26 protein-coding genes are annotated in these 26,775 nt (G+C 49.4%); 24 read left to right on the top strand and 2 right to left on the bottom strand.

The genetic code is table 11. The features are described 5' to 3' along the window. Nucleotides 1-100: 100 nt before the first annotated feature. From rpsL to B5F35_RS00255, 19 genes are all read left to right on the top strand, one after another. Complete coding sequence (gene rpsL / locus B5F35_RS00345; protein WP_087236950.1) at nucleotides 101-529, top strand: 30S ribosomal protein S12; 429 nt, start codon at nucleotides 101-103, stop codon at nucleotides 527-529. 153 nt (nucleotides 530-682) lie between these two features. Next, nucleotides 683-1,153 (top strand): 30S ribosomal protein S7, encoded by a 471-nt coding sequence (gene rpsG, locus B5F35_RS00340; protein ID WP_206423984.1) that lies wholly within the window; start codon nucleotides 683-685, stop codon nucleotides 1,151-1,153. A 38-nt stretch (nucleotides 1,154-1,191) separates the two neighbouring features. Continuing rightward, on the top strand, nucleotides 1,192-3,273 hold the full coding sequence (gene fusA / locus B5F35_RS00335) for an elongation factor G (protein ID WP_087236948.1): 2,082 nt from the start codon (nucleotides 1,192-1,194) through the stop codon (nucleotides 3,271-3,273). 113 nt (nucleotides 3,274-3,386) lie between these two features. Beyond that, entirely contained in the window at nucleotides 3,387-4,589 is a 1,203-nt protein-coding gene (gene tuf / locus B5F35_RS00330; RefSeq protein ID WP_087236946.1) for an elongation factor Tu, read from the top strand. A gap of 93 nt (nucleotides 4,590-4,682) precedes the next feature. Then, complete coding sequence (locus B5F35_RS00325) at nucleotides 4,683-5,528, top strand: metallophosphoesterase (protein ID WP_087236944.1); 846 nt, start codon at nucleotides 4,683-4,685, stop codon at nucleotides 5,526-5,528. Nucleotides 5,529-5,737: 209 nt separating this feature from the next. After that, a complete protein-coding gene (locus tag B5F35_RS00320) occupies nucleotides 5,738-6,616 on the top strand; it encodes a YicC/YloC family endoribonuclease (RefSeq protein ID WP_087236942.1) in 879 nt (292 codons plus the stop codon). Between the two features lie 53 nt (nucleotides 6,617-6,669). Further along, nucleotides 6,670-6,948 (top strand): extracellular matrix/biofilm regulator RemA, encoded by a 279-nt coding sequence (gene remA / locus B5F35_RS00315; protein WP_087236941.1) that lies wholly within the window; start codon nucleotides 6,670-6,672, stop codon nucleotides 6,946-6,948. Further along, the gene (gmk, locus tag B5F35_RS00310; RefSeq protein WP_087236939.1) at nucleotides 6,938-7,540 is read left to right on the top strand and encodes a guanylate kinase; all 603 of its coding nucleotides are present in this window, start codon (nucleotides 6,938-6,940) and stop codon (nucleotides 7,538-7,540) included. The genes remA and gmk overlap by 11 nt, the downstream gene beginning before the upstream one ends. Nucleotides 7,541-7,544: 4 nt before the next feature. Next, a complete protein-coding gene (locus tag B5F35_RS00305; RefSeq protein WP_087236937.1) occupies nucleotides 7,545-7,838 on the top strand; it encodes a DNA-directed RNA polymerase subunit omega in 294 nt (97 codons plus the stop codon). Between the two features lie 10 nt (nucleotides 7,839-7,848). Next, complete coding sequence (gene priA / locus B5F35_RS00300) at nucleotides 7,849-10,287, top strand: replication restart helicase PriA (protein ID WP_087236935.1); 2,439 nt, start codon at nucleotides 7,849-7,851, stop codon at nucleotides 10,285-10,287. A gap of 29 nt (nucleotides 10,288-10,316) precedes the next feature. Then, nucleotides 10,317-10,790 (top strand): peptide deformylase, encoded by a 474-nt coding sequence (gene def / locus B5F35_RS00295; protein WP_087236933.1) that lies wholly within the window; start codon nucleotides 10,317-10,319, stop codon nucleotides 10,788-10,790. Beyond that, a complete protein-coding gene (gene fmt / locus B5F35_RS00290) occupies nucleotides 10,790-11,716 on the top strand; it encodes a methionyl-tRNA formyltransferase (RefSeq protein WP_087236932.1) in 927 nt (308 codons plus the stop codon). The genes def and fmt overlap by 1 nt, the downstream gene beginning before the upstream one ends. 39 nt (nucleotides 11,717-11,755) lie before the next feature. Then, nucleotides 11,756-12,460, top strand: a complete 705-nt coding sequence (locus B5F35_RS00285; protein WP_087236930.1) for a zinc metallopeptidase — start codon at nucleotides 11,756-11,758, stop codon at nucleotides 12,458-12,460. Between the two features lie 2 nt (nucleotides 12,461-12,462). Next, nucleotides 12,463-13,782, top strand: coding sequence for a 16S rRNA (cytosine(967)-C(5))-methyltransferase RsmB (rsmB, locus tag B5F35_RS00280; protein ID WP_242969332.1), 1,320 nt, complete (start codon nucleotides 12,463-12,465; stop codon nucleotides 13,780-13,782). A 59-nt stretch (nucleotides 13,783-13,841) separates the two neighbouring features. After that, entirely contained in the window at nucleotides 13,842-14,906 is a 1,065-nt protein-coding gene (gene rlmN / locus B5F35_RS00275; protein WP_087236926.1) for a dual-specificity RNA methyltransferase RlmN, read from the top strand. Next, a complete protein-coding gene (locus B5F35_RS00270) occupies nucleotides 14,884-15,609 on the top strand; it encodes a Stp1/IreP family PP2C-type Ser/Thr phosphatase (RefSeq protein WP_087236924.1) in 726 nt (241 codons plus the stop codon). The genes rlmN and B5F35_RS00270 overlap by 23 nt, the downstream gene beginning before the upstream one ends. A gap of 22 nt (nucleotides 15,610-15,631) precedes the next feature. Beyond that, nucleotides 15,632-17,695, top strand: a complete 2,064-nt coding sequence (pknB, locus tag B5F35_RS00265) for a Stk1 family PASTA domain-containing Ser/Thr kinase (RefSeq protein WP_087236922.1) — start codon at nucleotides 15,632-15,634, stop codon at nucleotides 17,693-17,695. Continuing rightward, nucleotides 17,688-18,611 carry a ribosome small subunit-dependent GTPase A gene (gene rsgA / locus B5F35_RS00260; protein WP_206423983.1) on the top strand — a complete coding sequence of 308 codons (924 nt, stop codon included), beginning with the start codon at nucleotides 17,688-17,690 and terminating at the stop codon, nucleotides 18,609-18,611. Before pknB ends, rsgA begins: the two co-directional genes overlap by 8 nt. Beyond that, on the top strand, nucleotides 18,599-19,249 hold the full coding sequence (locus B5F35_RS00255; protein WP_242969346.1) for a thiamine diphosphokinase: 651 nt from the start codon (nucleotides 18,599-18,601) through the stop codon (nucleotides 19,247-19,249). Before rsgA ends, B5F35_RS00255 begins: the two co-directional genes overlap by 13 nt. 86 nt (nucleotides 19,250-19,335) lie before the next feature. Here B5F35_RS00255 and spoIVA read toward each other — a convergent pair whose 3' ends face one another. Both spoIVA and B5F35_RS00245 read right to left on the bottom strand, forming a co-directional pair. Continuing rightward, nucleotides 19,336-20,814 (bottom strand): stage IV sporulation protein A, encoded by a 1,479-nt coding sequence (gene spoIVA / locus B5F35_RS00250; protein WP_087236918.1) that lies wholly within the window; start codon nucleotides 20,812-20,814, stop codon nucleotides 19,336-19,338. A gap of 13 nt (nucleotides 20,815-20,827) precedes the next feature. Beyond that, nucleotides 20,828-22,366 carry a DUF3794 domain-containing protein gene (locus tag B5F35_RS00245; RefSeq protein ID WP_162611276.1) on the bottom strand — a complete coding sequence of 513 codons (1,539 nt, stop codon included), beginning with the start codon at nucleotides 22,364-22,366 and terminating at the stop codon, nucleotides 20,828-20,830. Between the two features lie 661 nt (nucleotides 22,367-23,027). Between B5F35_RS00245 and B5F35_RS00240 the strand changes: the two genes are divergently transcribed. From B5F35_RS00240 to B5F35_RS00220, 5 genes are all read left to right on the top strand, one after another. Continuing rightward, on the top strand, nucleotides 23,028-23,873 hold the full coding sequence (locus tag B5F35_RS00240; RefSeq protein ID WP_087236914.1) for a sulfide/dihydroorotate dehydrogenase-like FAD/NAD-binding protein: 846 nt from the start codon (nucleotides 23,028-23,030) through the stop codon (nucleotides 23,871-23,873). 15 nt (nucleotides 23,874-23,888) lie between these two features. Next, on the top strand, nucleotides 23,889-25,283 hold the full coding sequence (gene gltA, locus B5F35_RS00235; protein ID WP_087236912.1) for an NADPH-dependent glutamate synthase: 1,395 nt from the start codon (nucleotides 23,889-23,891) through the stop codon (nucleotides 25,281-25,283). Between the two features lie 145 nt (nucleotides 25,284-25,428). Beyond that, complete coding sequence (locus B5F35_RS00230) at nucleotides 25,429-25,782, top strand: hypothetical protein (RefSeq protein ID WP_087236910.1); 354 nt, start codon at nucleotides 25,429-25,431, stop codon at nucleotides 25,780-25,782. Then, on the top strand, nucleotides 25,779-26,372 hold the full coding sequence (locus B5F35_RS18350; protein WP_140401109.1) for a site-2 protease family protein: 594 nt from the start codon (nucleotides 25,779-25,781) through the stop codon (nucleotides 26,370-26,372). Before B5F35_RS00230 ends, B5F35_RS18350 begins: the two co-directional genes overlap by 4 nt. Before the next feature lie 39 nt (nucleotides 26,373-26,411). Then, nucleotides 26,412-26,702 (top strand): hypothetical protein, encoded by a 291-nt coding sequence (locus B5F35_RS00220; RefSeq protein WP_087236906.1) that lies wholly within the window; start codon nucleotides 26,412-26,414, stop codon nucleotides 26,700-26,702. Nucleotides 26,703-26,775 lie beyond the last annotated feature (73 nt).

Genomic DNA, 26,775 nt, shown 5'->3' with positions numbered 1-26,775 from the left:
ACTGTCCTTATGTGGGGCAGTGTGTTGCGCTGTGTCAAAATGGTGTCATGCGCGTGAGCGCATCACATAAATTTTATTACTCGATGTGAGGAGGTGTCGTATGCCAACATTCAACCAGTTAGTCCATACTGGCCGTGAGGTCGTCGAGAAGAAGGCAAAGGCTCCCGCTCTGCTCAAGGGATGGAACTCCAAAAAGCGCGTTGCGATCGATCAGGATTCCCCCCAAAAGCGCGGCGTCTGCACCGCAGTGAAGACCGCTACCCCGAAGAAGCCGAACTCTGCTCTGAGAAAGATCGCAAGAGTCCGTCTGTCCAATGGGCAGGAGGTTACCGCTTATATTCCCGGCGTGGGCCACAACCTGCAGGAGCACAGTGTCGTCATGATTCGTGGCGGCCGTGTTAAGGACCTCCCTGGCGTTCGCTATCACATTATTCGTGGTACGCTGGATGCTCAGGGTGTTGCCAAGCGTATGCAGGCTCGTTCCAAGTATGGCGCGAAGCGCCCGAAGGCCGGTGCAGCCAAGAAGTAATTCTTGCACCAACCAGAATTTGACAGAAACCTACGGCTGAAACACAAATGTGTGGATCAGTGGCGTTTGATATAGAATCACGCCTCTGAGGCCAACGGGAGTTTGTCGCTTTCGAGTACCTGTGATATCATTCTTGTGAAGGAGGGAAGTAAAGTGCCAAGAAGAGGCAATGTTGCAAAACGTGATGTTTTGCCCGATCCGCTTTATAATTCCAAGCGCGTGACCCGTCTGATCAACAACATCATGTACGACGGCAAGAAGGGCGTCGCCCAGAAGATCGTATACGGTGCTTTTGATATTATCAGTGAAAAGACGGGAAAGAATCCCCTCGAGGTTTTTGAACAGGCGATGGAGAACGTCATGCCTTCTCTGGAGGTTAAGGCCCGCCGTGTTGGCGGCGCCACCTATCAGGTCCCGATGGAGGTTCGCCCGGAACGCCGGGAGACGCTGGGCCTGCGCTGGATCACCACGTATTCCAGAGTCCGTTCTGAAAAGACCATGAAGGAGAGACTTGCCGGTGAAATCCTGGATGCTGTAAACGGTGCCGGTGGAGCTGCCAAGAAGCGTGACGATACACACAAGATGGCAGAGGCCAACAAGGCTTTCGCACATTACCGCTGGTAATGTTCATCTAGAACCGTTTCAGACAGAAGGAGGAAACTATGCCAAGGCAGGTATCACTTGAAATGACCCGCAATATCGGCATCATGGCGCATATTGATGCCGGAAAGACTACGACCACAGAGCGTATTCTTTATTATACGGGCGTCAATCATAAGATCGGCGAGACGCACGATGGCGCTGCTACGATGGACTGGATGGCGCAGGAGCAGGAGAGAGGTATTACCATTACTTCCGCTGCTACGACCTGCTTCTGGAAAGAGCATCGTATCAACATCATTGACACTCCCGGCCACGTTGACTTTACGGTAGAGGTGGAGCGCTCCCTGCGTGTGCTCGACGGCTCCGTGACAGTTTTCTGCGCCAAGGGTGGCGTTGAGCCTCAGTCCGAGACCGTGTGGCGTCAGGCAGAGGAATATGGCGTACCGCGTATGGCGTACATCAACAAGATGGACATCATGGGCGCCGACTTCTACCACGTTGTGCAGATGATGAAGGATCGCCTGCACTGCAACGCTGTTCCGATTCAGCTCCCCATTGGAAGTGAGGATACTTTCCGTGGTATCATCGATCTGGTGGAAATGAACGCGGATGTCTACTATGACGACATGGGCAAGGACATGCGTGTGGAGGAGATCCCGGAGGACATGAAGGAGAAGGCGGAGGAATATCATACCGCACTTCTCGAGGCCGTTGCCGAGCAGGATGATGCTCTGATGGAGAAATACCTGGGCGGCGAAGAGATCACCAAGGAGGAGATTATCTCCACCATCCGTAAGGCAACCATCGGGAACAAGATGGTTCCGGTTGTCTGCGGCACCTCTTATCGCAATAAGGGCGTGCAGAAGCTTCTCGACGCTATCATTGCTTTCATGCCCGCTCCGACCGATATTCCCGCCATCAAGGGTACCAATCCCGAGACAGGGGAGGAAGAGGATCGCCATGCTTCCGATTCCGAGCCGTTCTCCGCTTTGGCATTCAAGATTGCGGCGGATCCCTTTGTCGGAAAGCTTTGCTATTTCCGTGTGTATTCCGGCACGCTGAGCGCCGGTGCTACGGTTTATAACTCCACGAAGGATACAAACGAACGTATTGGCCGCATTCTGCAGATGCATGCAAACCATCGCCAGGATCTGGAGATTGTGTATGCGGGCGATATTGCCGCTGCGATCGGTGTGAAGAACACCACCACCGGCGATACCTTCTGTGATGAAAAGCATCCAATCATTCTCGAGTCCATGGAGTTCCCGGAGCCTGTTATCCGTGTTGCTATCGAGCCGAAAACAAAGGCTGGCCAGGAGAAGATGGGTATTGCTCTTGCCAAACTGGCTGAGGAAGATCCGACCTTCAAGGCCTATACGGACCAGGAAACCGGACAGACTATTATCGCCGGTATGGGCGAGCTGCATCTGGAAATTATCGTCGACCGTTTGCTGCGTGAATTCAAGGTGGAGGCGAATGTCGGTAAGCCCCAGGTTGCTTACAAGGAAACCATCCGCAAGATGGCTGACGTCGACACCAAGTACGCCAGACAGTCCGGTGGTAAAGGCCAGTACGGTCACGTTAAGATTAAGATCGAGCCCAACCCCGAGAAGGGCTACGAGTTTGTTAACGCTGTTGTCGGCGGTGCGATCCCGAAGGAGTATATTCCTGCGGTTGATCAGGGTATTCAGGGAGCTATGCTCTCCGGTGTCCTGGCTGGCTACAACGTAGTGGACGTAAAGGTTACGCTGTACGACGGTTCCTATCATGAGGTTGACTCCTCTGAAATGGCGTTTAAGATTGCTGGTTCCATGGCCTTCAAGGAGGCTGCCCGCAAAGCGGATCCGGTTATCCTCGAGCCCATTATGAAGGTTGTCGTTACAGTTCCGGAGGAGTATATGGGCGACGTTATCGGCGACCTGAACTCCCGCCGCGGCCTTATCTCCGGTATGGAGGCTGTTTCCGGTGCTCAGCAGATCAATGCTATGGTTCCGCTGTCCGAGATGTTTGGTTATGCGACCGACATGCGTTCCAAAACGCAGGGCCGTGGCCAGTACACGATGGAGCCCGACCACTATGCTGAGGTTCCGAAGTTCGTGTCTGACAACATTATTTCCGAGCGCGGAAAGAAGAGCGAATAACTTCCAAAATAATGCGCAAAACTGCTTGATTTTTACGCATCTTTTTGCTAGAATGAAAAGACAGTTCAAGCTGCATTTCATTAAGGTTGTACCATAAAAAGGAGGAAAATCCAATGGCTAAGGAAAAGTTTGACAGATCCCTTCCCCACGTAAACATTGGTACCATTGGTCACGTTGACCATGGCAAGACCACTTTGACCGCTGCTATCACGAAGGTGCTGGCTCTGGAGGGCGAGGCCGAGTTCACGGACTATGCCAACATTGATAAGGCTCCTGAGGAGAGAGAGCGCGGCATTACCATCAACACCGCTCACGTTGAGTATCACACCAAGACCCGCCACTATGCCCACGTTGACTGCCCCGGCCACGCTGACTATGTTAAGAACATGATCACCGGTGCTGCTCAGATGGACGGCGCTATCCTGGTTGTTTCCGCAGCTGACGGCCCGATGCCCCAGACCCGTGAGCACATTCTGCTTGCCCGTCAGGTTGGCGTGCCGTACATTGTTGTGTTCATGAACAAGGTCGATCAGGTTGACGATCCCGAGCTGCTCGATCTCGTCGAGATGGAGATCCGTGACCTGCTGACCGAGTATGAGTTCCCGGGCGATGATACCCCGATCATTCGTGGTTCCGGCCTGAAGGTTCTGGAGTCCACCTCCACGGATCCGAATGCTCCCGAGTATGCTTGCATCCATGAGCTCATGGATGCTGTTGACAGCTATATTCCGACTCCGGAGCGCAAGTCTGACCTGCCCTTCCTGATGCCTGTTGAGGACGTCTTCACGATCACGGGCCGCGGCACGGTTGCTACCGGCCGTGTGGAGCGTGGTATGGCTAAGGTTGGTGAGGAAGTTGAGATCATTGGTCTCACCGACGAGCGCAAGAAGTCCGTTATCACTGGTCTGGAGATGTTCCGCAAGACGCTGGACTTCGCCGAGGCTGGCGACAACGTGGGTGTTCTGCTCCGTGGCGTTCAGAGAAACGAGATCGAGCGTGGTCAGGTTCTCTGCAAGCCCGGCACCATTCATCCGCACACCAAGTTCCGTGGCCAGGTTTACGTTCTGACCAAGGAAGAAGGCGGCCGTCATACGCCGTTTTTCAACAACTATCGTCCCCAGTTCTATTTCAGAACGACCGACGTGACCGGTGTTATCTCCCTGCCCGAGGGCACTGAGATGTGCATGCCTGGCGATAACGTCGAGATGGACGTCGAGCTGATTACCCCCATCGCTATCGAGGAAGGCCTGCGTTTCGCTATCCGTGAGGGCGGCCGTACTGTCGGTTCCGGTGTTGTTATCGGCATCAACGAGTAATTTCGTTTTTCTAGGCCTCGTCCGAAAGGGCGAGGCCTTTTCTTTTTTGCTTCTTGCTCCTAATTTTATGAACGCAATGGAGGCGTGCATATAATGAACAAGTTGATCAAGCGCACAAAACTTTTGCCTATTTTAGCTTTGACAGCTGGGACTCTTGCTGTTTACCCACGTCTTCTATGCCGTCGGTACCGCATTTTATCGAGACGAGTTCATACATCCTTTCGTTTAGCAGTTTTATCGGATTTGCATGCTTCTTGGTATGGTGCAGGGCAAACTGGATTGCTTCGTGAATTGATAAAAGAGCAACCGGATGCAATCCTATTGGTGGGTGATATGGGACCGGACTGGAAGCCTGCTGATAATTTACGGGAACTACTGGTATCCCTGTCGAACCGGTATCCTCTTTATTATGTCAGTGGAAATCATGAAATACGTTCTGGCCGTAGCCATCTTATCAAAAACTTGATGGCTGATTTTGGTGTTTCTGTCCTGAATGGTGATGTCAGAGTTTTGAGAAAAGGAACAGAACGGATTCAGATTTGCGGCATTGATGATCCTGAGGTGGATTTCTTTTTTTCTGATTCCTCTTGGTTGAGGCAGCTTTATAAATGTTCTGGTGATCGGGAAGAAGAGATTTTTAGTGTTTTGTTGAGTCACAGGCCGGAATTTTTATCATTTTATGCGGAGGAAAATTTTGATCTGGTCGTTTGTGGTCATGCACATGGAGGACAGGTTAGAATTCCTGGTTTAGTCAATGGTCTTTATGCACCGAATCAAGGTCTTTTCCCCAAATATGCAGGAGGATTGTATCGCAAAGGTAGCACGGTTATGATAGTGAGCAGAGGTTTGGCTAAAAACTGTCTGCCGCGTATCTGCAACCCGCCTGAGTTTGTTGTGATCGATATCCTTCCTGCTTCAGATGCCACTGTTTATAAATAAAAGATGGAAGAAAGAAGCGACAGCCTGCTGCAATGAAAAAATTCTTTTTCTTTACAGTAATCAGGAGAATAGAGAATTGACAATCTGGCGGTTGACAATGGGCGGGGAAAACTGTTATTATAAATAATAATGCTCATTGCAGGTTTACAATAAGAAACAACCTCCTTGAGCTGGGTCAAATTCAAAACGGAATTGAGAGGAACCCGCCCATGATACGCAGTATGACTGGCTTTGGAAGATGTGAAAAAGTGACCTCTTCTCATGCCATTATTGTAGAAATCAAATCCGTGAATCATCGGTACTTCGAGTTTACTTCGCGCGTACCGCGTGGATATGGCTTTCTGGAGGAAAAACTGAAGTCCTATCTGCAAACAAAGGTGTCACGCGGGAAGATGGATGTCTACGTTTCCTATGAGACTTTGGAAACCGGCGATGTACAGGTTCAGGTGAATCACGATTTGGCAGCAGGCTATGCGGCAGCCCTCCATGAACTTTCCCGACGTTATGGTGTGAAAGAGGATCTTTCAGCCACATCTTTATCCCGCTATCCAGATGTGCTGACTGTTCGCCGTTCACCTGAGGATGAAGGCAGAGTTTGGGAAGCAGTGCGCATTGTTTTGGATGAGGCGCTTGTCTCCTTTCTTGCGATGCGTGAAGCGGAAGGTGCTAGACTCAGGGAAGATGTCTTACAACGCGCACAAACAATCCTAAAACTGGTTTCAGATATTGAGCAGCGCTCCCCTCAAACGGTGGAGGAATACCGAAAGAAGCTTGAGGCTCGTCTGCGTGAAATGCTTGCTGATGTTAAGATTGACGAACAGAGAATTTTGACGGAAGCAGCGGTGTTTGCCGACAAGGTAGCAGTGGCGGAGGAGACTGTGCGCCTGCGCAGTCATTTTGCTCAGCTTTCTGCTATGCTGGACAGCGGCGAGGCGATTGGCAGAAAGTTGGATTTCCTTGTGCAGGAAATGAACCGTGAAGCCAATACGATTGGTTCTAAAGCTTCTGATTCTTCCATCGCTTATATGGTGGTAGATATCAAAGCGGAGATAGAAAAGATCCGGGAACAGATCCAAAATATCGAATGATCCGGGAAACCGGTTACGGAGATTTCCTGACAGGAAGAAAGGTATGAAGTGTAATGAAGCTGATCAACATCGGGTTTGGAAACATGGTTTCGGCAAACCGGCTGGTGGCGATTGTCAGCCCGGAATCTGCTCCAATTAAAAGAATTATTCAGGATGCTAAAGAGAGGGGAACGCTGATTGACGCAACCTATGGCCGGCGTACCCGAGCAGTAATTGTAACTGACAGCGATCATGTAATTTTATCTGCGGTTCAACCGGAAACTGTAGCAAACCGTTTGAATGATCGGGATGATGATTTGACCGAAGAGGAGTTGGAAGAAGATGAGCGCTGAGGGATTGCTGGTTGTATTTTCCGGTCCTTCGGGGGCAGGAAAAGATACTGTTTTAAAACGATTGATGGAGAAAGAGCCGGGGATTCGTCTTTCCGTTTCCGCTACCACTCGTTCCCCGCGAGAGGGAGAAAAAGATGGAACGGATTACCACTTTATTTCAAGGGAACGTTTTGATGCTTTGGTGGCAGAGGACAAAATGCTGGAGTATGCCGAATACTGTGGGAATTGTTATGGTACTCCCAGCGAGCCGATTGAAAAGTGGCAGGCTGAGGGCTGTGACGTGATCCTCGAAATTGAAGTGCAGGGAGGAGCACAGATCAAAAAGAAGTGTCCGGATTGTATTTCGATTTTTGTGCTGCCTCCATCCTTGGAGGTTTTGGAAAACCGTTTGCGCCGCAGAGGGACGGAAAGTGAAGATGTGATCTGCAAGCGTCTGGCTGCAGCTAAAGAGGAGATTGCACAGGCATTGCATTACGACTATATTTTGGTGAATGACGATTTGGAACCTGCTGTGGATCAGATGGCAGGGATCCTTCGTGCTGAGAAGCAAAGAGCTGTGAGAAATAAAGAATTTATTGAGAGGATGCTGTGAGACTATGCTGAAACCTTCTGCTGATTTGATTATCGATCCGAAGCAAAGCAGATATTCTTTGGTGGTTGGTGTTGCGAAACGCGCCCGCCAAATTGTAGAGGAATCAGAGAAAAACGGACAAATTTTGATTGAAAAACCGGTTGATCTGGCTGTCCATGATTTTATGGACGATAAGTATCGTCTTGTGGAATGTCCTATTGAAAATGACGATGAACCGGAAGAGGAAAATAATAACCCGGTAGAGGAAGCGGCAGAGGCAGAAGCTCAGGAGCTTCCGGTGGAAAACGAGCAGGGATAAAAGGGCGTTTATGAGAAAGGCCGCCAGAGTGGCCGTCGAAAAAACGGCCTACCATTTTGATCGGGAATTTGATTACTGCGTCCCCAATGGGCTGCTGGAAGCTGCGGTTCCCGGTTGCCGTGTCCTCGTTCCTTTTGGAAATGCAAATGCAAGACGTCTTGGGATCATTTTGGAACTGGTGGATGTAGAGGAAAACAAAGAGCTCAAAGCAATTGCAGCGGTGCTTGATCAGGCACCGCTGCTTTCAGATGAAGGAATCCGTCTCCTGTTTTGGCTCAAACAGCGCTATTTCTGTACACTTTTCGATGCAGTTCGTTTGCTTTTGCCGGCTGGTATGCATCTTCGCTTGCACACTGGTTACCGCTGTCATCCGCAGAAGGAGTTCTCCCCTGTTGAAGAGGAGGAGCAGGTGATGAAAATCCTTCGCAGCGCAGAGATGCCGCTTCGTCCGGAACAGCTTTCTCGAAAACTTCCTTGGCTTTCCAAAGCCCCTCACTTTTTGGAAGAAATGGAGCAAAAGGGTCTGATTGTACGCACAGAAATTCCGCTTCGCCAAATTGGGGATGCAACACAAAAAATGGTTCGTTTGACCGACCGTGAGCTTCCCCAAAAGCTGACACTGAAGCAACAGGCGGTGCTCAGTCTTTTGGAGGAGGGAAAACAGGTTTCTCTGAAAGAACTTTGCTATTTTACCGGAGTAACGCCTGCCGTTGTTCAAACATTGGTACGCAGAGGAGCCGTAGAGCTGTTTGATCAGGAAATATTCCGAAATCCCTATGCGGACGGCTGTTCTGCTCCAACCTCTGGTTGTTTTACTTTATCCGAAGATCAGGAGCATGCATTTCAGGAACTTTTGTCCAAATACCGACAGGGAAAGCCCTTTGCTTCTTTGCTTTACGGTGTGACCGGAAGCGGAAAAACGTCCGTTTTTCTGCGTCTCGCCGATGAAGTTCGACGGGATGGACGAGATGTGATTGTGATGGTTCCGGAAATCTCTCTAACTCCGCAGACAGTCGCTCATTTTCATAATCGGTATGGGAAGGATGTGGCCGTATTTCATAGTGGCCTGACGCTTGCGGAACGGATGGATGAATGGAAGCGGGTGAAAAATGGGGAAGCGCATATTGCGGTTGGGACACGCTCCGCAGTGTTTGCTCCACTTTCCCGTATTGGACTCATTATTCTGGACGAGGAACAGGAGTACACCTATAAATCTGAATCCTCCCCACGATATCATGCAAGAGACGTAGCGAAATTCCGGAGCGTACAGCACCAGGCTTTGCTGCTGTTGTGCTCTGCAACTCCATCAGTGGAGAGTTATTATGCAGCTGAAAAGGGGCAGTATTCGCTGGTAACTCTTCCGTCTCGCTATGGAACAGCTTCGCTTCCCGAAGTGCAGATTGTTGATATGAATCAGGAGATGGAAGAAGGAAACACCACTGTTCTCAGCCGTTCCCTGTGTGAAGCACTGCGGGAAAATTTAGAGCGAAAACAGCAAGCGATCCTTTTGCTGAATCGCCGTGGGTATCATACCTTTGTCAGCTGCCGTGCCTGTGGAGAACCGCTTTTGTGTCCCAATTGCAGTATCTCTCTGACGTATCATGCAGATAATGAGCGGTTGGTCTGTCACTATTGTGGGTATTCCTCTCCTATGCCACAGGAATGCCCACACTGCCATGAGCAGAGGTTATATAGCTCCGGCTCAGGAACACAGCGTGCGGAAGAACAGCTTTCCGCTCTGTTCCCGCAGGCAAGGGTGCTGCGTTTGGACGCAGACGCAGCAATGTCGCGTTTCTCGTATGAGGAAAAACTTTCCCGTTTCGCTGCGGGAGAGTATGATCTGATTGTTGGAACGCAAATGGTAGCCAAAGGGCTTGACTTTGAAAATGTTACATTAGCTGCTGTGCTTTCTGCAGATCAGACACTCTACAGCGATGATTTTCGCAGCTATGAACGTGCGTTCAGCCTTCTGACGCAGGTGGTTGGCCGTTCAGGGCGCGGCCGGTATACGGGAAAAGCCATGATTCAAACCTATACACCGGAAAATCCCATTTTTCAGATGGCAGCATCTCAGGATTACCTTTCTTTTTATAGAGAGGAAATTGCTTTGCGTCAGGCGATGCTTTATCCGCCGTTTGTGGATATTTGTATGGTGGGATTTTCCGGTCAGCAGCAAGAAAAGGTACACCAAGCAAGCCTCTTTTTTTTGCAGCTTTTGCAGAAACTGGCCGCACAGGAATATGCATCTTTGCCAATGCGTGTCCTTAAACCAACGCCTGCTGCGGTTGTGAAGGTCAATGGGAAATATCGATATAAAATTTTGATCAAATGCAGGAACAGCAAAATGTTTCGTGATTTTCTGTCACGACTTCTTATTTGCTTCCCAAAAGAGCGCCGTTTTGCCGGCGTTTCGGTTTTTGCGGATATCAATCCGGATTCTGTCCTATAATATAACATGAAAGAAAGCAGGGATTATGGATGGCAATACGAAACATTGTAAAAGATGGGGATGAAATTCTGACCAAGGTTTGCCGCCCCGTAGAAAAATTTGACGAAAAACTGGGGATTCTTCTCGATGATATGACAGAGACCATGCATGATGCAGACGGTGTCGGACTGGCTGCTCCTCAGGTTGGCATTTTGCGCCGTATCGCGGTGGTGGATGTGGGAGACGGTGTGATTGAATTTGTAAATCCTGTTTTTGTGGAACAAAGCGGAGAACAGGAGTGCATGGAGGGATGCCTTTCGTTCCCAGGAGAATACGGTGTGACAAAGCGACCGTATCATGTTGTAGTACGCGCACAAGATCGCAACGGAAAGTTTTTTGAGCTGGAGAGCGAAGGATTTCGTGCAGATGCCTGCTGTCATGAGATCGATCACCTGGATGGAATTAATTTCAAAACCCGTGCTGTCCGCATGCTGACAGAAGAAGAATTGGAGAAGTTGAAATAATGCGTATTGTATTTATGGGAACCCCTGACTTTGCTGTTCCCAGCCTTCAGGCGCTGTTGGAAGAGGGGAAGGATCAGGTCTGTGCTGTTTTTACACAGCCAGATAAACCGAAGGGTCGGGGATATGTGCTGACACCGCCCCCTGTAAAAGAGCTTGCTGTGCAGCATGATATTCCGGTGCTGCAGCCAAACACACTTCGCACCGAGGAAGCTTTTTCCTCCCTGAAAGCATATGAGCCGGATCTCATTGTAGTGGTAGCTTATGGAAAGCTGCTTCCTAAAAATGTGCTCGATCTGCCGAAGTATGGGTGCGTAAATGTGCATGGTTCATTACTTCCCCATTATCGGGGAGCAGCACCTATTCAATGGGCAGTTCTTAATGGTGATGCCGTTTCCGGTGTAACAACCATGTATATGGCAGAAGGACTGGACACCGGCGATATGATTTTTAAGGAAGAAACTCCGATAGGGCCGGAAGAGACAGCGGGAGAATTGTTTGATCGCTTGGCTGCGATGGGAGCAAAGCTTTTGATTCGAACCGTGGATGCGATCAAGGAAGGGAACGCTCCCCGTATTCCTCAGCCTGAGGATGGGGGACCATATGCGTCTCAGCTTTCCCGGGAAATGGCTCAGATTGATTGGGGACGTTCCGCAAAGGAAATACACAATCTGGTGCGGGGAATGAGCCCATGGCCAGTTGCGCAGACGGTATTTCGCGGCAAGCAAATGAAGGTGTTCCGGGTGTCTTGCCGCGAACGATCGGAAGGAGCGCCTGGAACCGCCCGTGTATGTCAGGGGGAATTTTTGGTATCTTGCGGGGCAGGATCTGTCTGCTTGGAAGAAATTCAATATCAGGGAGGAAAGCGCATGAAAGGATGCGATTTTCTTCGGGGGCACCCTTTGAGGGAAGGAGAACTTCTGGGGTAACAGGATATTTGAGATAGCTGGGAAAGGAAGTGTACGAAAATGGGTTTTTATTACTTTGATTATACCTATTTTATCTATATGCTGCCGGCTCTTTTGCTCTCCATGTTTGCACAGTATAAAGTGAAATCTACATTTCAAAAATATTCGCGTGTGATGCCTGCCCGGCCTTTGACCGGTCGGGACGCGGCGGAAGCTGTTCTGCGGTTCGGTTCTGTGCGCGGCGTCAGCGTCCGGGCAATCTCCGGCAGTTTAACGGATCATTTTGATCCACGCACACAGGTGATCAGCCTTTCCTCTCCTGTGTATGGTGTTTCATCGATTTCGGCAGTTGGCGTTGCAGCTCATGAAGCAGGCCATGCGATTCAGCATTCGGTGGGATATCTGCCGAATAAGATTCGAAGCTTTCTGGTTCCCATTACAAATTTGGGTTCCAGCTTGTCTATGCCCTTAATTTTTATTGGCTTGTTGCTCCCAGTACAGTATGATTTTGTTGTTTTGATCGGAATCGGTCTGTACAGTCTGATGGTGCTGTTTCAGCTGGTGACTCTTCCAGTGGAATTTAATGCCAGTGCCCGTGCGCTGCATGCATTGGATCAGGCAGGTGTCTTGTACCCGAATGAATTGCAGGGGGCGGAAAAGGTCTTGAAGGCTGCTGCGATGACATATGTAGCGGCCACCTTTACCTCACTGATGACATTGCTTCGTCTTTTGGCAATAGCAGGAAACCGCAGGGGGCGCGACTGATCATGGACCGTGCGAGAACTGCAGCACTGCAAGCTTTGCTTCAAGTAGATATCAATGCAGGATACTCCAACCTGGTGATGGATAAAACCATTCGAAAATATGAGTTAAAAGGGCGGGATGCAGCTTTTGCTTCCACACTTTTTTATGGGGTGCTGGAGCGGCGTATCACATTGGACTTTGCGATTGCCCGCTTTTCAAAGCTTCCGCTTGCTTCTCTGGCTCCCAAGGTGCTTGAAATCCTTCGTCTTGGGGCATATCAGATTCTGTTTTTGGATCGTGTTCCGGATTCCGCTGCAGTCAGTGAAAGTGTGGAACTTGCCAAGCAGCAAGGTGCAGGAAAAGCAGCCGGATTTGTGAATGGTGTTCTAAGAAGTCTGATCCGTGGCAAAGAAACCCTCTCCTGGCCGGATGACAGTATCCGTTATTCCTGCCCGGCTTGGCTGTTGGAGCTTTGGACCGTTTCTTATGGGAAAGAGGTCACATCCGCTCTTATGGAATGTCTGTCAAAATCCGTTCCAATTTTTATACGAGTCAATACAATCCGAACAAATCGGGAGGAATTGATTCACAGGTTGGCGGAAGAGGGAGTGATGGCGCACTGTGTTCCGCAATCTGCGGCGACACTGGTACTGGAAAAGCCGGGAGCTATCGCTTCTCTGGAAACGTTCCGTGAAGGCTTGTTTCATGTGCAGGATCTCTCCTCTCAGCTGGCAGCGTGTGCGCTGGGTGCTAAGCCAGGAGAACGTGTGATTGATGTCTGCTCCGCTCCTGGGGGAAAGGCTTTCACATTGGCAGAGGAAATGAATAATCAAGGAGAGCTGCTCGCTTTTGATAAATATAAGGGAAAAGTTCGCTTGATTTCTTCCGGTGCAGAGCGTTTGGGTCTTGCCATCATCCAGGCGTCGATGCGTGATGCAGAGGCTCCGAAAGAACCGTTGATACCTGCCGATCGAGTTCTTTGTGATGCTCCCTGCTCCGGACTTGGTATTCTGAGGAGGAAACCGGAAATCCGATACAAAGAGAAATCCACACTTGACAGCCTGCCGGATTTGCAGTACCGTATTCTTTGTGAAGCGGCCCGGTTGGTGAAACCCGGCGGAACTTTGCTGTATTCAACCTGCACGCTGAATCCGGCAGAAAACAATGGGGTGGCGGATCGCTTTTTGAAGGAACATCCGGAATTTTCTGCCCTTCCCATCCGTTTTTCGAAAGAGATACCGCGTGCCGTGCCGGAGCCTGAAAATCAGTTTACCCTTTTTCCTTCTGTGCATGGGACAGATGGATTCTTTGTTTCTTTGTTTACTCGGCTGGAGACAGTCTGAGTGCACTGTCTATGCGAGCTTCTCCAGAGTGCTTGTTCCAGTATGTGTGAAAAAGGAAGATGAATTTGCTCGAAGATATTAAGTCGAAAACCTATGAGGAACTGAAAGAAACCTTGAAGGAATGGGAGATTCCTTCCTTTCGCAGCGGTCAGATTTTTCGCTGGCTTCAACAGGGAGTTTCTTCCTTTGAGGAAATGACTAATTTGCCAAAAGATTTGCGTGAGCGCTTAGCCAAGTGCTTTTACATAGCAGGGGCAAGCGTTGCCAGAAAACAAGTCTCCAAAATAGATGGCACGGTGAAGTACCTGCTTCGTTTGAATGATGAGGAACATGTAGAATGTGTTCTGATGGAATATCATCATGGTTTGTCGATTTGTATTTCCACTCAGGTGGGATGCCGGATGGGATGTACCTTTTGTGCAACTGGGAAAAGCGGTTACGCACGTAATCTGACAGCTTCTGAAATTCTTTCAGAGATTCAAACGGTACAGAAGGATGCTGGGCGCAGGATTTCCAATATTGTATTAATGGGTATGGGAGAGCCGCTGGATAATTATGATAACGTTCTGCGGTTTCTTCAATTGGTCTCCTGTGAGGAGGGGCTGAATATTGGTATGCGCCATATTTCCCTCTCTACTTGCGGGCTTGTAGATCGGATTTACGATCTGGAAAAAGAGAATCTGCAGCTTACACTTTCCGTGTCGCTTCATGCACCGAACGATGAGATCCGCAATCAAACAATGCCAGTAAATCGTAAATGGAATGTAGAAGCTCTTCTGAAAGCCTGCCGTTCCTATGCGAAAACAACAGGGAGACGGATCTCTTTTGAATACGCGATGATCAGTGGTGTGAATGACAGTGACGCCTGTGCACGGGAATTGGCATCCCGTTTGGAAGGGATGCTGTGCCATGTGAACCTGATTCCTGTTAATGATGTGACGGGAAACCATTACAAGAAGAGCTCTGCCGAACGGCAAAAGCGGTTTATTTCCATTTTGGAAAAGAAGGGAATCCCCGCAACCGTACGGCGCACTCTTGGATCCGACATAGATGCATCCTGCGGTCAGCTTCGCCGTCGGATAGAGGAGGAGGAGTCTGCTCATGCAGCTTTACGGGAAAAGTGATGTCGGCTTGGTCCGCAAATCCAATCAGGATCGCTTCGCATACGGAGAATTGCCTGGGGAAAGTGCCTGGCTGGTGGTGTGCGACGGGATGGGCGGAGCCAACGGCGGCAATGTAGCCAGTAAAATTGCGGTCGATCGGATCTCCTGGCAATTCAAGTCAACGTATTGGAAGAATATTTCTTCGGAAGGTATCAAAAATATCATTATCACCGCCATTTATAACGCAAACAGGGCTATTTATCAGCAAGCTCAGTCGGATCCAACCCTTCGGGGAATGGGAACAACCGTGGTGACTGCCATTGTGCGCGATGGTCGGGCTTATCTGGCACATGCGGGTGACAGCCGGGCTTATCTGGCATCTGATTCCAAGCTGACTCGTATTACTACGGATCATTCCATTGTACAGGAACTGGTGAGCAATGGGGATATTACTGAGGAGGAAGCTCGCATTCATCCGCAAAAAAATATCATCACCCGAGTTCTTGGCGTAGAGCCTACAGTGGAAATTGATTATCAGGAACTGGAGCTTCTGGCCGGAGATCGGCTGCTCCTGTGTACGGACGGCCTGACAAACTATGTAGAGGAAAAGGATATTTTGAGGTTGTCTGTGCGAGAATTGGAAGAATGCTGTGATCTGCTGATTTCCATGGCAAAGGACAGCGGAGGCGGCGACAACATTACAGTGGCCGCCTTAAAATACTGACTTTTGATGGGAGTGACTGAGAATGGATAAATACACGGGAAAGCGGCTGGATGGCCGGTATGAGATTCACGAATTGATTGGCGTGGGAGGAATGGCTTATGTGTACCGCGCCTTTGATACCATTGACGATCGCACGGTTGCCATCAAAATTCTCAAGGATGAATTTTTGGGAAATGAAGAATTTATCCGCCGGTTTAAAAATGAATCCAAAGCAATTGCTGTTTTGTCACATCCGAACATTGTCAAGGTGTATGACGTCAGCTTTGGCGATCGCATTCAATATATTGTGGAAGAATATATTGATGGGATTACGCTCAAGGATTACCTCAGCCAGCAGCGTGAAATCAAGTGGAAGGAAGCTATTCATTTTACCATTCAGATTCTTCGTGCCCTTCAGCATGCGCACGAAAAAGGAATTGTCCATCGCGATATTAAACCACAGAATATCATGCTGCTGCAGGATGGAACCATTAAGGTTACAGATTTCGGCATTGCCCGTTTTTCGCGCAGTGAAACCCGTACTATGACGGGAAAAACCATCGGTTCTGTTCATTATATTGCGCCTGAGCAGGCGCGTGGTGATCTGACGGATGAGAAAGCGGATATCTATTCGGTTGGCGTGATGCTGTATGAAATGCTGACAGGACGCCTTCCGTTTGAAGCGGATAACGCTGTTTCTGTGGCAATTATGCAGCTTCAGGCGGATCCGAAGCCTCCGCGCGAAATCAATCCGGCCATCCCTGAGGGACTGGAAGAGATCACGATGAAAGCGATGCAGAAGGAACCCTCTCACCGGTATCAATCTGCTTCCGAAATGCTTCGGGATATTGAGGAATTTCGCCGTAATCCCAGCATTAAATTTGAATACAAATATTTTGTGGATGAGAAACCCACCAAATATATTGATGCCATCAATACAGTGAAAAGCTCAGAGCCTCCTGTATACAATGACAATTACGAATACGAAGAGGTTGTGGAAAGAGGTGGTAAGAAAAAGAGTGTTGCTCCGCTGATTGTAACGGGAATTTTGGCGGCTTTCCTGATTGTGGCTTTGGCGTTGGGAATCTCAACGGTGCTTCGCGGATGCGAGTCCGAGGAGGAGACAGAAATCTATCTGGAAGATTTCGTTGGGAAAATGTACAACGATGTGGTAAACGATGAGAAGTATACCGGTAAGATTATTTTTGAAAAGGAAGAGGTTCAGAGCGACGGCGATGAAGCTATTGGGCAGATCCTGGATCAGAAGCCTTCCGGTAACATGAATGTTCGTACAGGGACAACCGTAACACTTTATGTGAACGCAGGAGGAGAGATGGTTGAAGTCCCGGATGTCACGAATTATTCGCGCTCCGATGCAGAATCTACTCTCATTAGCCGCGAATTTGTCCCCGAGTTTGTGGATATTTCAGATGAAACAGTGGAAGAGGGAAAAGTTGTTCGGACAGAGCCGCCGGCAAAGTCATCCATTGCAAAGGGGGCCAGCGTAACGGTATATATCAGCAGCGGCCCTGCTGATACCTCTGTTTCTGTTCCTTCCAATTTGATTGGCCTTGATTTGGATACAGCCCGCCAGGTACTGTCGGAGGTTGGTCTGTCTGTTGGAAATACTACTCCGCGTGACGATACCGGGAAAGAAGAGGGCGTGATTGTGGATTGCTGGCCGCTTCCTGGAACCAAGGTGGAGAAAGGGAGCAGCGTGGATCTGACGTACAGTTCTGGTGAAACAAGTGAAAAACAGTTGGAGGTTTCGGTTGATCTGCCAGCTGATATTTCTTACGATCTTTCCCTGAAGGCGTATATTGATGGTACGCTGGTGAAAGAAGAGGTTGTCAATCCGACCTATGGCAGCGGCACATACACGCTGACATTCAGCGGTAAAGGACAGCAGGAGCTCACGATAGAGCTCAATGGCACCAAATATCGTGTGTATGCTCTCAACTTTGACGCAGGTGAAATCACATTACAGGAATCTTACCTGTATGTTGATGATACACCTTCACAACCAGAATCTTCTGCTCCGGTATCCGAGGATCCCTTTATCAGTGAGCCGGATCCGCTTCTGCCGATTACCCCCTCCGATGAGTAACCGTGAGAACAGGCTGACAGGCCTGATCCTGAAAGGGATTGGCGGTTTCTATTATGTCAAAGCCGATACGGAAACAGGTGATTCCACTCTTCCTGGTATGGTTTATGAGTGTAAAGCCAGAGGAGTGTTTCGTAAAAATTCTGTCACTCCTTTGGTGGGAGATCGTGTCAGGCTGTTGATAGAAGAAAACCAGTCTCCTGTAATAGAGGAGATTCTGCCGCGCAGAAATTCTTTGGTTCGGCCTCCCGTTGCCAATTTGGATCAGCTGGTTCTGGTAGCGGCTTCCTGTGATCCAGCTCCAAGCACGCTTGTGATTGACAAAATTATCGCAGCTGCTGAGGATAAAGGAATTGCTCCAGTACTGGTGATTTCCAAAGTGGATCTGGAACAGGCACAGTGGCTTCGGGAGATTTACGAGCCGATTGGTTTTCCCGTCATTCAGGTTTCGTCCTCCACCGGCGAAGGGGTGGCGGAGGTTCGGGAGCTGCTGCGAGGGAAAATCACAGCTTTCACCGGAAATTCCGGTGTGGGAAAATCAACTCTTCTCAACCAGATTGACAGCCGTTTTTGTCTGGAAACAGGGGAAATCAGTAAAAAGCTTGGACGTGGCCGCCACACAACCCGTCAAGTGGAATTGCTTGAGCTGGAGGGTGGGGGCTATGTGGCCGATACTCCTGGTTTTTCAGCCATTCAGATGGAGCGTTACGACGTTGTGAAAAAGGAACAGCTTCCTTATTGCTTCCGTGAGTTTGAACCATATCTTGGTGAATGTCGTTTTCCTTCCTGCTCCCATACCTGCGAAAAGGGATGTGCAGTGCTGGAAGCGGTTCGGGAAGGAAAAATCAGCCGTTCCCGCCATGAAAGCTACTGCGCTTTATATCAGGAGGTTAAAGATTGGAAGGAATGGAAGAAGTAAAAACGTGCCTCATTATCGGAGCGGCTCCCTTGCAAAATCCCCACAGCTTGCTTTCCGTTTATCATCTGAACGATTTTGTGATCTGTGCGGATGGAGGGCTTCAGGCGGCACAGGAATGCGGCATTTGTCCGGATTTGGCGGTAGGTGATTTTGATTCCTTCCAGGGAGTGGTGCCGAAGGAACTTCCAGTCATTCCACTGAATCCCCGCAAGGATGACACCGATATGCTTGCGGCTGTCAACGCCGGTCTGGAGCGTGGTTTCCGTCGGTTTGTGCTGGCAGGAAGTTTGGGTGGAAGGTTGGATCATTCCTATGGAAATCTTTGTGTGCTGCATCATTTACATGAACTTGGCTGTGATGCGGTATTGGTGGGGGAGAAAGAGGAAGCTTACCTGATCGGAGCAGGAGAGGTGAGACAGCTGGATTGTGCCGTTGGCACTACAGTTTCCGTTTTTCCCTATGCTTGTAACATATGCAATGTGAGTTATGCCGGGATGCGTTATCCGCTGGATCATCATGATTTGTTTTCCGATCTTCATCAGCTTCCTATGGGAGTCAGCAATGTGGTGGAAGAAAGCCCTTGTTCCATTGCAGTTCACAGTGGGATGGCTCTTGTTTTGATTGTCAAAGAGCTGTAACCTCTTACAGAAAGATAAAAAGACGTCCGGAGCGCGGCGCAATCCCGCTCCGGACGTCTTTTTATCAGAAAAGGGAGAAACAAGCTTTATAAAATAATACAGATTAGGCCGCTGCATCCCTCGTTGATGATTCGTTCGATGGTTTCCCGAAGTTTATCCCGGGCATCAGAGGGCATACGATACAGTTTGTTATGCAATCCTTCATTGACCAGCTCATGCAGGCTTTTCCCGAAAATATTGGATTCCCAGATTTTGGCTGGATTTTCCTCGAATTCCCGCAGAAGGTACTCCACAAGTTCCTGCGACTGCTGCTCCGAACCCACAATGGGAGTAACTTCTGTTGTGATTTGTGTCTTCATCATGTGAACGGAGGGAGCGGAGGCTTTCAGGCGAATTCCATATTTGCCTCCCTGTCGAATAATCTCCGGCTCTTCAAGGCTCAGCTCTTCCAGCCCCGGCATGACAATGCCATAGCCTGTGTTCTGCACCTCCTCGTATGCGTCTTTGATTTTATCGTATTGCTTTTTCATCTGGGCAAAGCCCATCATGCAGCTTAACAGCTCGCCCTCGTCGTTGATACTTAAGCCGGTGCGCTCTCCCAGGACACGGTAGAACAAATTGGGCTGAAGGGAAACATTCAGTTTTGTGCGTCCGCTGCCCAGCTCGATCTTTTCAATAGCAGCGTCTGTTACATACTCACATCTTTCAATCTGATTGATGGCGTCACTCAGCTCCCGGATGCGCTGGAGTTTTCCGGCGGCCTGCTGAATGGCGCTGTAAACGGAGGAACGAAGCCAATGATCCGTTTCCAGGCTGGAAATCCATTTGGGCATCTCGATGCTGATTTCCCGCACAGGAAATTCATATAGGATTTGTGACAGTATCTGCCGAATTTGACTTTCCTCGGCTTCCAGACAGTTAATGGGGAGCACGGGCACACCGTATTTCGCGGAAAGAGCGGCAGCAGCATTTTGAGAAGCCTCAGCGTCTGGTTCCACACAGTTATAAATGACGATAAAAGGCTTGTTGATTTCCTTAAGCTCATTGATCACACGTTCCTCGGCTTCCTCGTATTCTTCACGGGGAATATCGCTGATCGATCCGTCCGTTGTGATGACAAGGCCGATAGTGGAGTGTTCGGTAATGACTTTTTTTGTTCCGATCTCAGCTGCCATATTAAAGGGGATCGGCTCCTCATACCATGGAGTCATCACCATGCGGGGTTGATCATTTTCAATGTATCCAAGAGCGCTTGGTACAATGTACCCCACACAGTCGATCAGCCGAACAGAAAAAGCCGCACAGTCATCGATCCGCACGTTTACCGCCTGTTCCGGAATAAATTTGGGTTCTGTTGTCATGATGGTGCGTCCTGCGGCAGATTGCGGCATCTCATCTACCGCTCGCCCGCGCCGGTGCTCCTCCTCCATGTTTGGCAGGACGATGGTATCCATAAATTTTTTGATAAACGTGGATTTTCCGGTTCTGACAGGGCCTACTACGCCAATATAGATATCGCCGTTGGTACGTTCCGCAATATCACGGTAAATGCTGCGATCTTCCATTTTCCTTCCCCCCTCAATTTGCCTGCATGGGAATCAGAAGCATTCCCTTAGAATCCATCTTTTCACATTCCAGCCCATTTTCCCGCTGGATGGCCTCCATAGAGGTGCAGTACAGTCTGGCGATATCCCATAATGCTTCCCCAGCCTCCGCATAATACAAAATCAGTGCTGCGGAACGATCACGTTCCCTGGGCTTTGTTTCATCGGCATGTGCAGCTTCCACCATCCGGCAGGAGCGGCGGGAAAATACAGAACCAGACACAGAGATCTCCGCTTTGATTTCCAGCTCGTTCCCTGTGATACGGTAGCTTAGGCCTGCAATGGAAGCGTCCACATCACAGCGGAGTTCACCGTCTCCGGCGAAGGGACGTTTGTACTGAAAATCTGCGAGACGTTCAAAATAAAAGGGCTTTCCATCAGAGCAAAATGCCAACATGCAGATGCTGAATTTTCCCTCCAAAATCAAACCGTTTTCTTCTTTGGAGGGAGAAACGGAACACAGCTCGCTCCACACATCGATCACTTTGCTGACTTCCTGTTCCATGGGGAAGGAAACCTTTTTCATCATACTGTCTCCGAAAATTTCTGTGAGTTCTTCCGCGTTTTTCTGCTGATATTCCAATGCCATTTCATAGCTGCGGGAATAGGCATCAGATACAATGGTGGTCTGCTTGTTCTGATAGGCAGTGATGTCAGCGCATAAGCGGATCTGAGCGTCGAAAAATACTTTCCCACCGGAATAATCGTTTTTAATTTGTACATCGGTTCCGATCACAGACAGCCGAACGTCGCTCCGATCCTCCTCCGAGATTCCATCACAGTCAAGCATTTGGGTAAAGGGAATGGCGTACTCCATCGTTTCCAGAGAATATTCCTCTGAGGGGGAGGCATAGAGAAGATGGAGTGTGACATCTCCTTTGACCATAAGTTTGTTTTGAATGACCTTATAGTCCTGCATGTTAACGACTGCACTGCTGTGTAAAAGCGTTTCGGCTTCCGGCTTTGTTCCAGGCAGTTCCAGGACTTCCTCCACATGAAAGTTCTGCACACAGAAAGCAGACATGCGGCTGAAGGGGATCTCCAGCGTGCGCTGCTCAATATCGTCTCCCACAATCGAGCAGACGGCCTCACAGTCCGCGCTTCCATATACCTTGACACAGATGGAAAAGGAGCCGTGCACATCCAGCCTGCGGGAGCTGGCCGCACGGCAGTTGATGTATTCTACGCGGGCAAAGGCTTTGATTTTGCCGCGCTCAATATTTTTTTTCATGGGGATAACACAGGAAAATGGTGAACCGCTTTCACAGCAGCGGATTGTTCCATTTACAGCATCCAGATATAATATTTTGACGGTATAGGTTCCGCTGACTTCGATATGATCGCCCGCAAGAGTGCGATCAAGAATCCGGGGATAGACCTGACACTTCAAGATTTTCTGGATATCCGGGCAGTAATCGGGCAGTGAGATATCCAGGTCGACTGATTGCTCCTGGCATCCGTCATAGAGCAGTTCAATGATGCTCAGTGGGTTTCTTTGCGCCGTATAGTCCATAAAAGGCATCCTCCCTTTTCTGTTTCTACCCCAATTTATTCGCCGGATCCTGCAGATATGCAGAAAACGCCCCGCCGTTCCTGAAATTTGAACGGCGGGGCGCTTGCTCAAAACTCATTTCTGCGGATATGAAACATTTTGCGAAGGAAGAAACCAATGAATTTTGAGCTTCTAACGACGACAACCTTCATAATAAGTACCTGCCTTTCGCATAACTCGAGAGTTTAGGGTCTGTTTTAAACACGCCCTAACGGCGGATTAGGCAGAATCCTAACCAGATCAGGATAGCCGAGATCAGGAAAAACAGAAGGCCGCTGGGACAGAAGCAAGAAATCATCAGCCCAATCCCAAACGCAATGACACACGGAGCCTTGCAGCACCGTCTCCCTCTCATCCTTTCACCGCCTCTCTTTTTTCTGCTTTCATACTATACGGCAGGAGCGGGTTTGGTGACAAAAAGCAGAGAAGCCTTTATTTTGAAGGAAAAAGAAGATTGTCCTTCAATTATTTGAAAACATTCTGTTTTCAAGCCTGAAAAATCGTTGTATTTTACGGAAAAAAGGTTTTTTTCAGATAGATCTTGCAAAACAGATGGTTTCCCCGTATAATAAACAAGATGGTATCTATCAGAATACGATCGGGATAACGGGGGAATTGACAGATGTTTCAGATTGTTCAGAAAAAGCGTTTGAATGACAGTATGACGCAGATGCGCGTGCAGGCACCCTATGTTGCTAAAAAGGCACAGGCGGGTCAGTTTATTATTCTGCGTGTCAATGAATATGGAGAGCGGATTCCGCTGACGATTGCAGATTACGACAGAGAAGCCGGTACCGTGGATATCATTTTCCAGAAGGTGGGCAAAACCACACTTTTGCTGGATACCCTGGAAGAGGGAGATTCTATCCTTGACTTTATCGGCCCTCTTGGGAAAGCTTCCGAGCTGGAAGGCTACCACTATGCAGCTGTAATTGGAGGCGGGGCAGGCTGCGCGATTGCGTATCCCCAGGCCAAAGCGCTGCATGCTTTGGGAGCAAAGGTGGACATGATCGCCGGCTTCCGCAGCCAGGATATCATTATTCTTGAAGATGAGATGAAAGCGGCAAGCGATCAGCTTTATCTGATGACAGATGACGGTTCCAATGGTCATAAGGGCTTCGTTACAGACGCTTTGAAGCAGAATATAGAAGCCGGAGCCAAATATGATCTTGTTGTGGCGATTGGGCCGCTGCCGATGATGAAGGCAGTTTGCAATCTGACGAAAGAGTACGGGATCAAGACCATCATCAGTATGAACAGTATTATGATCGATGGTACGGGAATGTGCGGCGGCTGCCGTGTAACGGTTGGCGGAGAGACCAAGTTTGCTTGTGTGGACGGCCCCGATTTCGATGGGCATTTGGTTGATTTTGATGAAGTGATGAAACGCGCCAAAACCTATGCGGAGCTGGAACGGGAATCTACCCGTGAATTCAACTGCCGACTGATGCAGCAGGCAGAGCAGTAAGCGGAGGGAACAGAAATGCCGAATATGACGATGACAAAGACGCCGATGCCGGAGCAGAAGCCGGACGTGCGCAATCATAATTTCGAAGAAGTGGCTCTTGGTTACACAGAGGAAATGGCAGTGGGAGAGGCTCAGCGCTGTCTGAATTGCAAAAATAAACCTTGTGTAACTGGGTGTCCTGTCATGGTTCCGATCCCGGAGTTTATTGCTCATGTTGCAAATCGTGAGTTTGAAGAAGCTTATCAGGTTCTGACGAAGGCAACTTCTCTGCCGGCTGTGTGCGGCCGCGTTTGCCCGCAGGAAACACAGTGCGAGAGCAAATGTGTGCGCGGAATCAAAGGGGAGCCGGTGGGAATTGGCCGGTTGGAGCGCTTTGTTGCGGACTGGCATATGGCCAACAGCAAGGAAGCCCCCAAAAAGCCTCAGCAGAATGGCCACAAGGTGGCTGTGATTGGAGCAGGACCGGCCAGCTTGACCTGCGCGGGCGATCTCGCCAATATGGGATATGAGGTCACGGTTTACGAAGCGCTTCACACAGCAGGCGGCGTTCTGATGTATGGAATTCCGCAGTTTCGTCTGCCGAAAGAAATTGTACAAAAAGAAATTGACGGCCTGCGCGCCAAGGGTGTTACCATTCTGACCGACATGGTGATCGGCAAGGTGCTTACCCTTGACGAACTGTTTGCCGATGGTTTTGAAGCGATCTTTATTGGAAGCGGCGCGGGTTTGCCGAATTTCATGCATATTCCCGGAGAAGGATTGGTGGGGACCTATTCCGCCAATGAGTTCCTGACGCGTGTGAACCTGATGAAGGCGTATCGCCCGGAATACGATACCCCGATTCTGCGCCCGAAGAATGCTGCGATTGTCGGCGGCGGCAACGTTGCCATGGACGCGGCCCGTACGGCGAAGCGTCTCGGTTCGGAACATGTTTACATTGTCTACCGCCGCAGTGAAGCGGAAATGCCTGCCCGTGCGGAGGAGATTCATCATGCCAAGGAGGAGGGAATCGAGTTCCGTCTGCTGACGAACCCGGTCGCCATCCATGGAGACGAATCCGGCAAGGTATGCTCGATTGAATGTGTGGAAATGGAGCTGGGAGAGCCGGACGCTTCGGGCCGCCGCCGTCCGATCGAGAAGCAGGGATCCAATTTTGAGCTTCCCGTGGATTGTGCGATCATCGCCATCGGCAACAGCCCGAATCCGCTGATTCCCGCCAACACCTCCGGCCTTGAGGTGAACCGCCGCGGCTGCATTGTGGCTGATGAAGAAACTATGGCCACCAGCCTGCCGGGCGTTTATGCGGCCGGAGATGCCGTGAGCGGTGCTGCGACAGTTATTCTCGCGATGGGCGGCGGCAAAAAGGCAGCCAAGTCCATTGATGAATACATCAAGTCCAAGAACGCGTAATTTCAGTTTTTCAAAGAAAAGACAGGTACGGTTTTCCGTGCCTGTCTTTTTTCGTTTCAACAAGACTTTTTTCCGTTTTTCCGCATATCCATATGACAGGGCATGAAAAAACAATGCTTTGAAAATACAGGATGGAGGGAATCACATGGTTCAAGAGATGCAGCACGAACAGGAAATGGAGTGGGATGAAAAATATCACGAAATGCGGCGGATTCCAAAGAAAAAGCGCCCACCTCATCAAACAGGTTCGCTTCTTTTGCTGGTGCAGCTTACCGCCTGCGGGATTGTTTTGGCGGCTGTATTGATTTTGCGTTTGGTGGGAGGGCAAGTGCTGGATACGGTCAAAAGCTGGTATTGGGAGCATCTGAACAGCAGCATTGTGGCACAGGAGGATTGGGAAGAGGTGGAAACACGTTTTTTGGATTTACTTCCCGAAAAACAAGAAAGCGTCGGAAACGTTTCTTCTGATGCACCTGCCTCATCCTCTCAAGCAGAATGAGATTTTCTCTTTTTGGACGCCATGTTACAGTAGATTTTCTATTTACCGCATTGCTGGCGTTTTTACTGTTTTGCGATGAAAAAGGGGCTGCTTTTGCTGGACTTGCGGCTGCATTCTGTCATGAGATGGGGCATCTCGTATCCATGCATTTCCTGGGGATTCCTGTGAAGGAATTCCGTTTTACTCCATTTGGTGTTGCAATGGTTCGAAAGGAGAACAGACAGGTCGGTTATATGCAGGATGCGCTGGTTTCTGTATCTGGACCTCTGACTAACCTGTTTCTTTGCGTACTGTGTTGGATGGGCGGTGCAGGACATACTCTCTTTTTTCAGGGAAATCTTTTGTTAGCGTTGATGAATCTGCTTCCAGTAGAATCTTTTGACGGAGGTCAGCTGTTGTTTTCTCTTCTTAGTTCTCGCTTTGGTGTGGAGCGTGCGGGACGCTTTGTGCAATGGGTTTCTTTTTTTATCTTGATTCCTTTGGCGGCATGTTCGTTTTTGATCCTGTTTCGCTCCCGCTACAATATCTCTCTGCTGCTTGTTACCTTCTATTTGGCAGGGCTGTTGCTGAAACAGGGACGTTTTTTCTGACTGCTTTTCGCAAGTTTAACAAAGAAAGGGGATTGTCTGATGGACGACATATGGAACCAACTGAAACAAGTGGCGGAACAGGGAGGGCGCAAAGCGGCGTGTCAGGTGAAAAAATGGGGAGATCAGGCATCCGCGCAGGGAAGGCTGTGGCAAATCCGTCGTGAGATTCGCGAACTATATGTGAAAATAGGGCGGTGCTGCTGGGAAAAATACCGTCGGGAGTCAGAGCCGCTCTTTTCCGAATTGTTTTCCCGGATTCGTCTTCTGGAGCAGGAGCAGCAGTCTTTGGAAATGCGGATACATCAGCGGAAAGACAGCAAAGAGCAGTGAAACGCATTGCAATCCAGGTGAGATTCCGTTATAATAAAAAGCATCGCAAATTTTGCGGCTTAGATCCGCTCGA

Source organism: Anaeromassilibacillus sp. An200 (assembly GCF_002160025.1).
Classification (GTDB): domain Bacteria; phylum Bacillota; class Clostridia; order Oscillospirales; family Acutalibacteraceae; genus Caccousia; species Caccousia stercoris.
The sequence above is the reverse complement of the archived record's forward strand: the minus strand, read 5'-3'. Positions and strand labels throughout refer to the sequence as shown.

Excerpts from the sequence above, each read along its gene's own strand:
- rpsL (WP_087236950.1), top strand. The coding sequence starts at position 101 with ATGCCAACATTCAACCAGTTAGTCCATACTGGCCGTGAGGTCGTCGAG.
- fusA (WP_087236948.1), top strand. The coding sequence starts at position 1,192 with ATGCCAAGGCAGGTATCACTTGAAATGACCCGCAATATCGGCATCATG.
- tuf (WP_087236946.1), top strand. The coding sequence starts at position 3,387 with ATGGCTAAGGAAAAGTTTGACAGATCCCTTCCCCACGTAAACATTGGT.
- B5F35_RS00325 (WP_087236944.1), top strand. The coding sequence starts at position 4,683 with ATGAACAAGTTGATCAAGCGCACAAAACTTTTGCCTATTTTAGCTTTG.
- B5F35_RS00320 (WP_087236942.1), top strand. The coding sequence starts at position 5,738 with ATGATACGCAGTATGACTGGCTTTGGAAGATGTGAAAAAGTGACCTCT.
- remA (WP_087236941.1), top strand. The coding sequence starts at position 6,670 with ATGAAGCTGATCAACATCGGGTTTGGAAACATGGTTTCGGCAAACCGG.
- gmk (WP_087236939.1), top strand. The coding sequence starts at position 6,938 with ATGAGCGCTGAGGGATTGCTGGTTGTATTTTCCGGTCCTTCGGGGGCA.
- B5F35_RS00305 (WP_087236937.1), top strand. The coding sequence starts at position 7,545 with ATGCTGAAACCTTCTGCTGATTTGATTATCGATCCGAAGCAAAGCAGA.
- priA (WP_087236935.1), top strand. The coding sequence starts at position 7,849 with ATGAGAAAGGCCGCCAGAGTGGCCGTCGAAAAAACGGCCTACCATTTT.
- def (WP_087236933.1), top strand. The coding sequence starts at position 10,317 with ATGGCAATACGAAACATTGTAAAAGATGGGGATGAAATTCTGACCAAG.
- fmt (WP_087236932.1), top strand. The coding sequence starts at position 10,790 with ATGCGTATTGTATTTATGGGAACCCCTGACTTTGCTGTTCCCAGCCTT.
- B5F35_RS00285 (WP_087236930.1), top strand. The coding sequence starts at position 11,756 with ATGGGTTTTTATTACTTTGATTATACCTATTTTATCTATATGCTGCCG.
- rsmB (WP_242969332.1), top strand. The coding sequence starts at position 12,463 with ATGGACCGTGCGAGAACTGCAGCACTGCAAGCTTTGCTTCAAGTAGAT.
- rlmN (WP_087236926.1), top strand. The coding sequence starts at position 13,842 with ATGAATTTGCTCGAAGATATTAAGTCGAAAACCTATGAGGAACTGAAA.
- B5F35_RS00270 (WP_087236924.1), top strand. The coding sequence starts at position 14,884 with ATGCAGCTTTACGGGAAAAGTGATGTCGGCTTGGTCCGCAAATCCAAT.
- pknB (WP_087236922.1), top strand. The coding sequence starts at position 15,632 with ATGGATAAATACACGGGAAAGCGGCTGGATGGCCGGTATGAGATTCAC.
- rsgA (WP_206423983.1), top strand. The coding sequence starts at position 17,688 with ATGAGTAACCGTGAGAACAGGCTGACAGGCCTGATCCTGAAAGGGATT.
- B5F35_RS00255 (WP_242969346.1), top strand. The coding sequence starts at position 18,599 with ATGGAAGAAGTAAAAACGTGCCTCATTATCGGAGCGGCTCCCTTGCAA.
- spoIVA (WP_087236918.1), bottom strand. The coding sequence starts at position 20,814 with ATGGAAGATCGCAGCATTTACCGTGATATTGCGGAACGTACCAACGGC.
- B5F35_RS00245 (WP_162611276.1), bottom strand. The coding sequence starts at position 22,366 with ATGGACTATACGGCGCAAAGAAACCCACTGAGCATCATTGAACTGCTC.
- B5F35_RS00240 (WP_087236914.1), top strand. The coding sequence starts at position 23,028 with ATGTTTCAGATTGTTCAGAAAAAGCGTTTGAATGACAGTATGACGCAG.
- gltA (WP_087236912.1), top strand. The coding sequence starts at position 23,889 with ATGCCGAATATGACGATGACAAAGACGCCGATGCCGGAGCAGAAGCCG.
- B5F35_RS00230 (WP_087236910.1), top strand. The coding sequence starts at position 25,429 with ATGGTTCAAGAGATGCAGCACGAACAGGAAATGGAGTGGGATGAAAAA.
- B5F35_RS18350 (WP_140401109.1), top strand. The coding sequence starts at position 25,779 with ATGAGATTTTCTCTTTTTGGACGCCATGTTACAGTAGATTTTCTATTT.
- B5F35_RS00220 (WP_087236906.1), top strand. The coding sequence starts at position 26,412 with ATGGACGACATATGGAACCAACTGAAACAAGTGGCGGAACAGGGAGGG.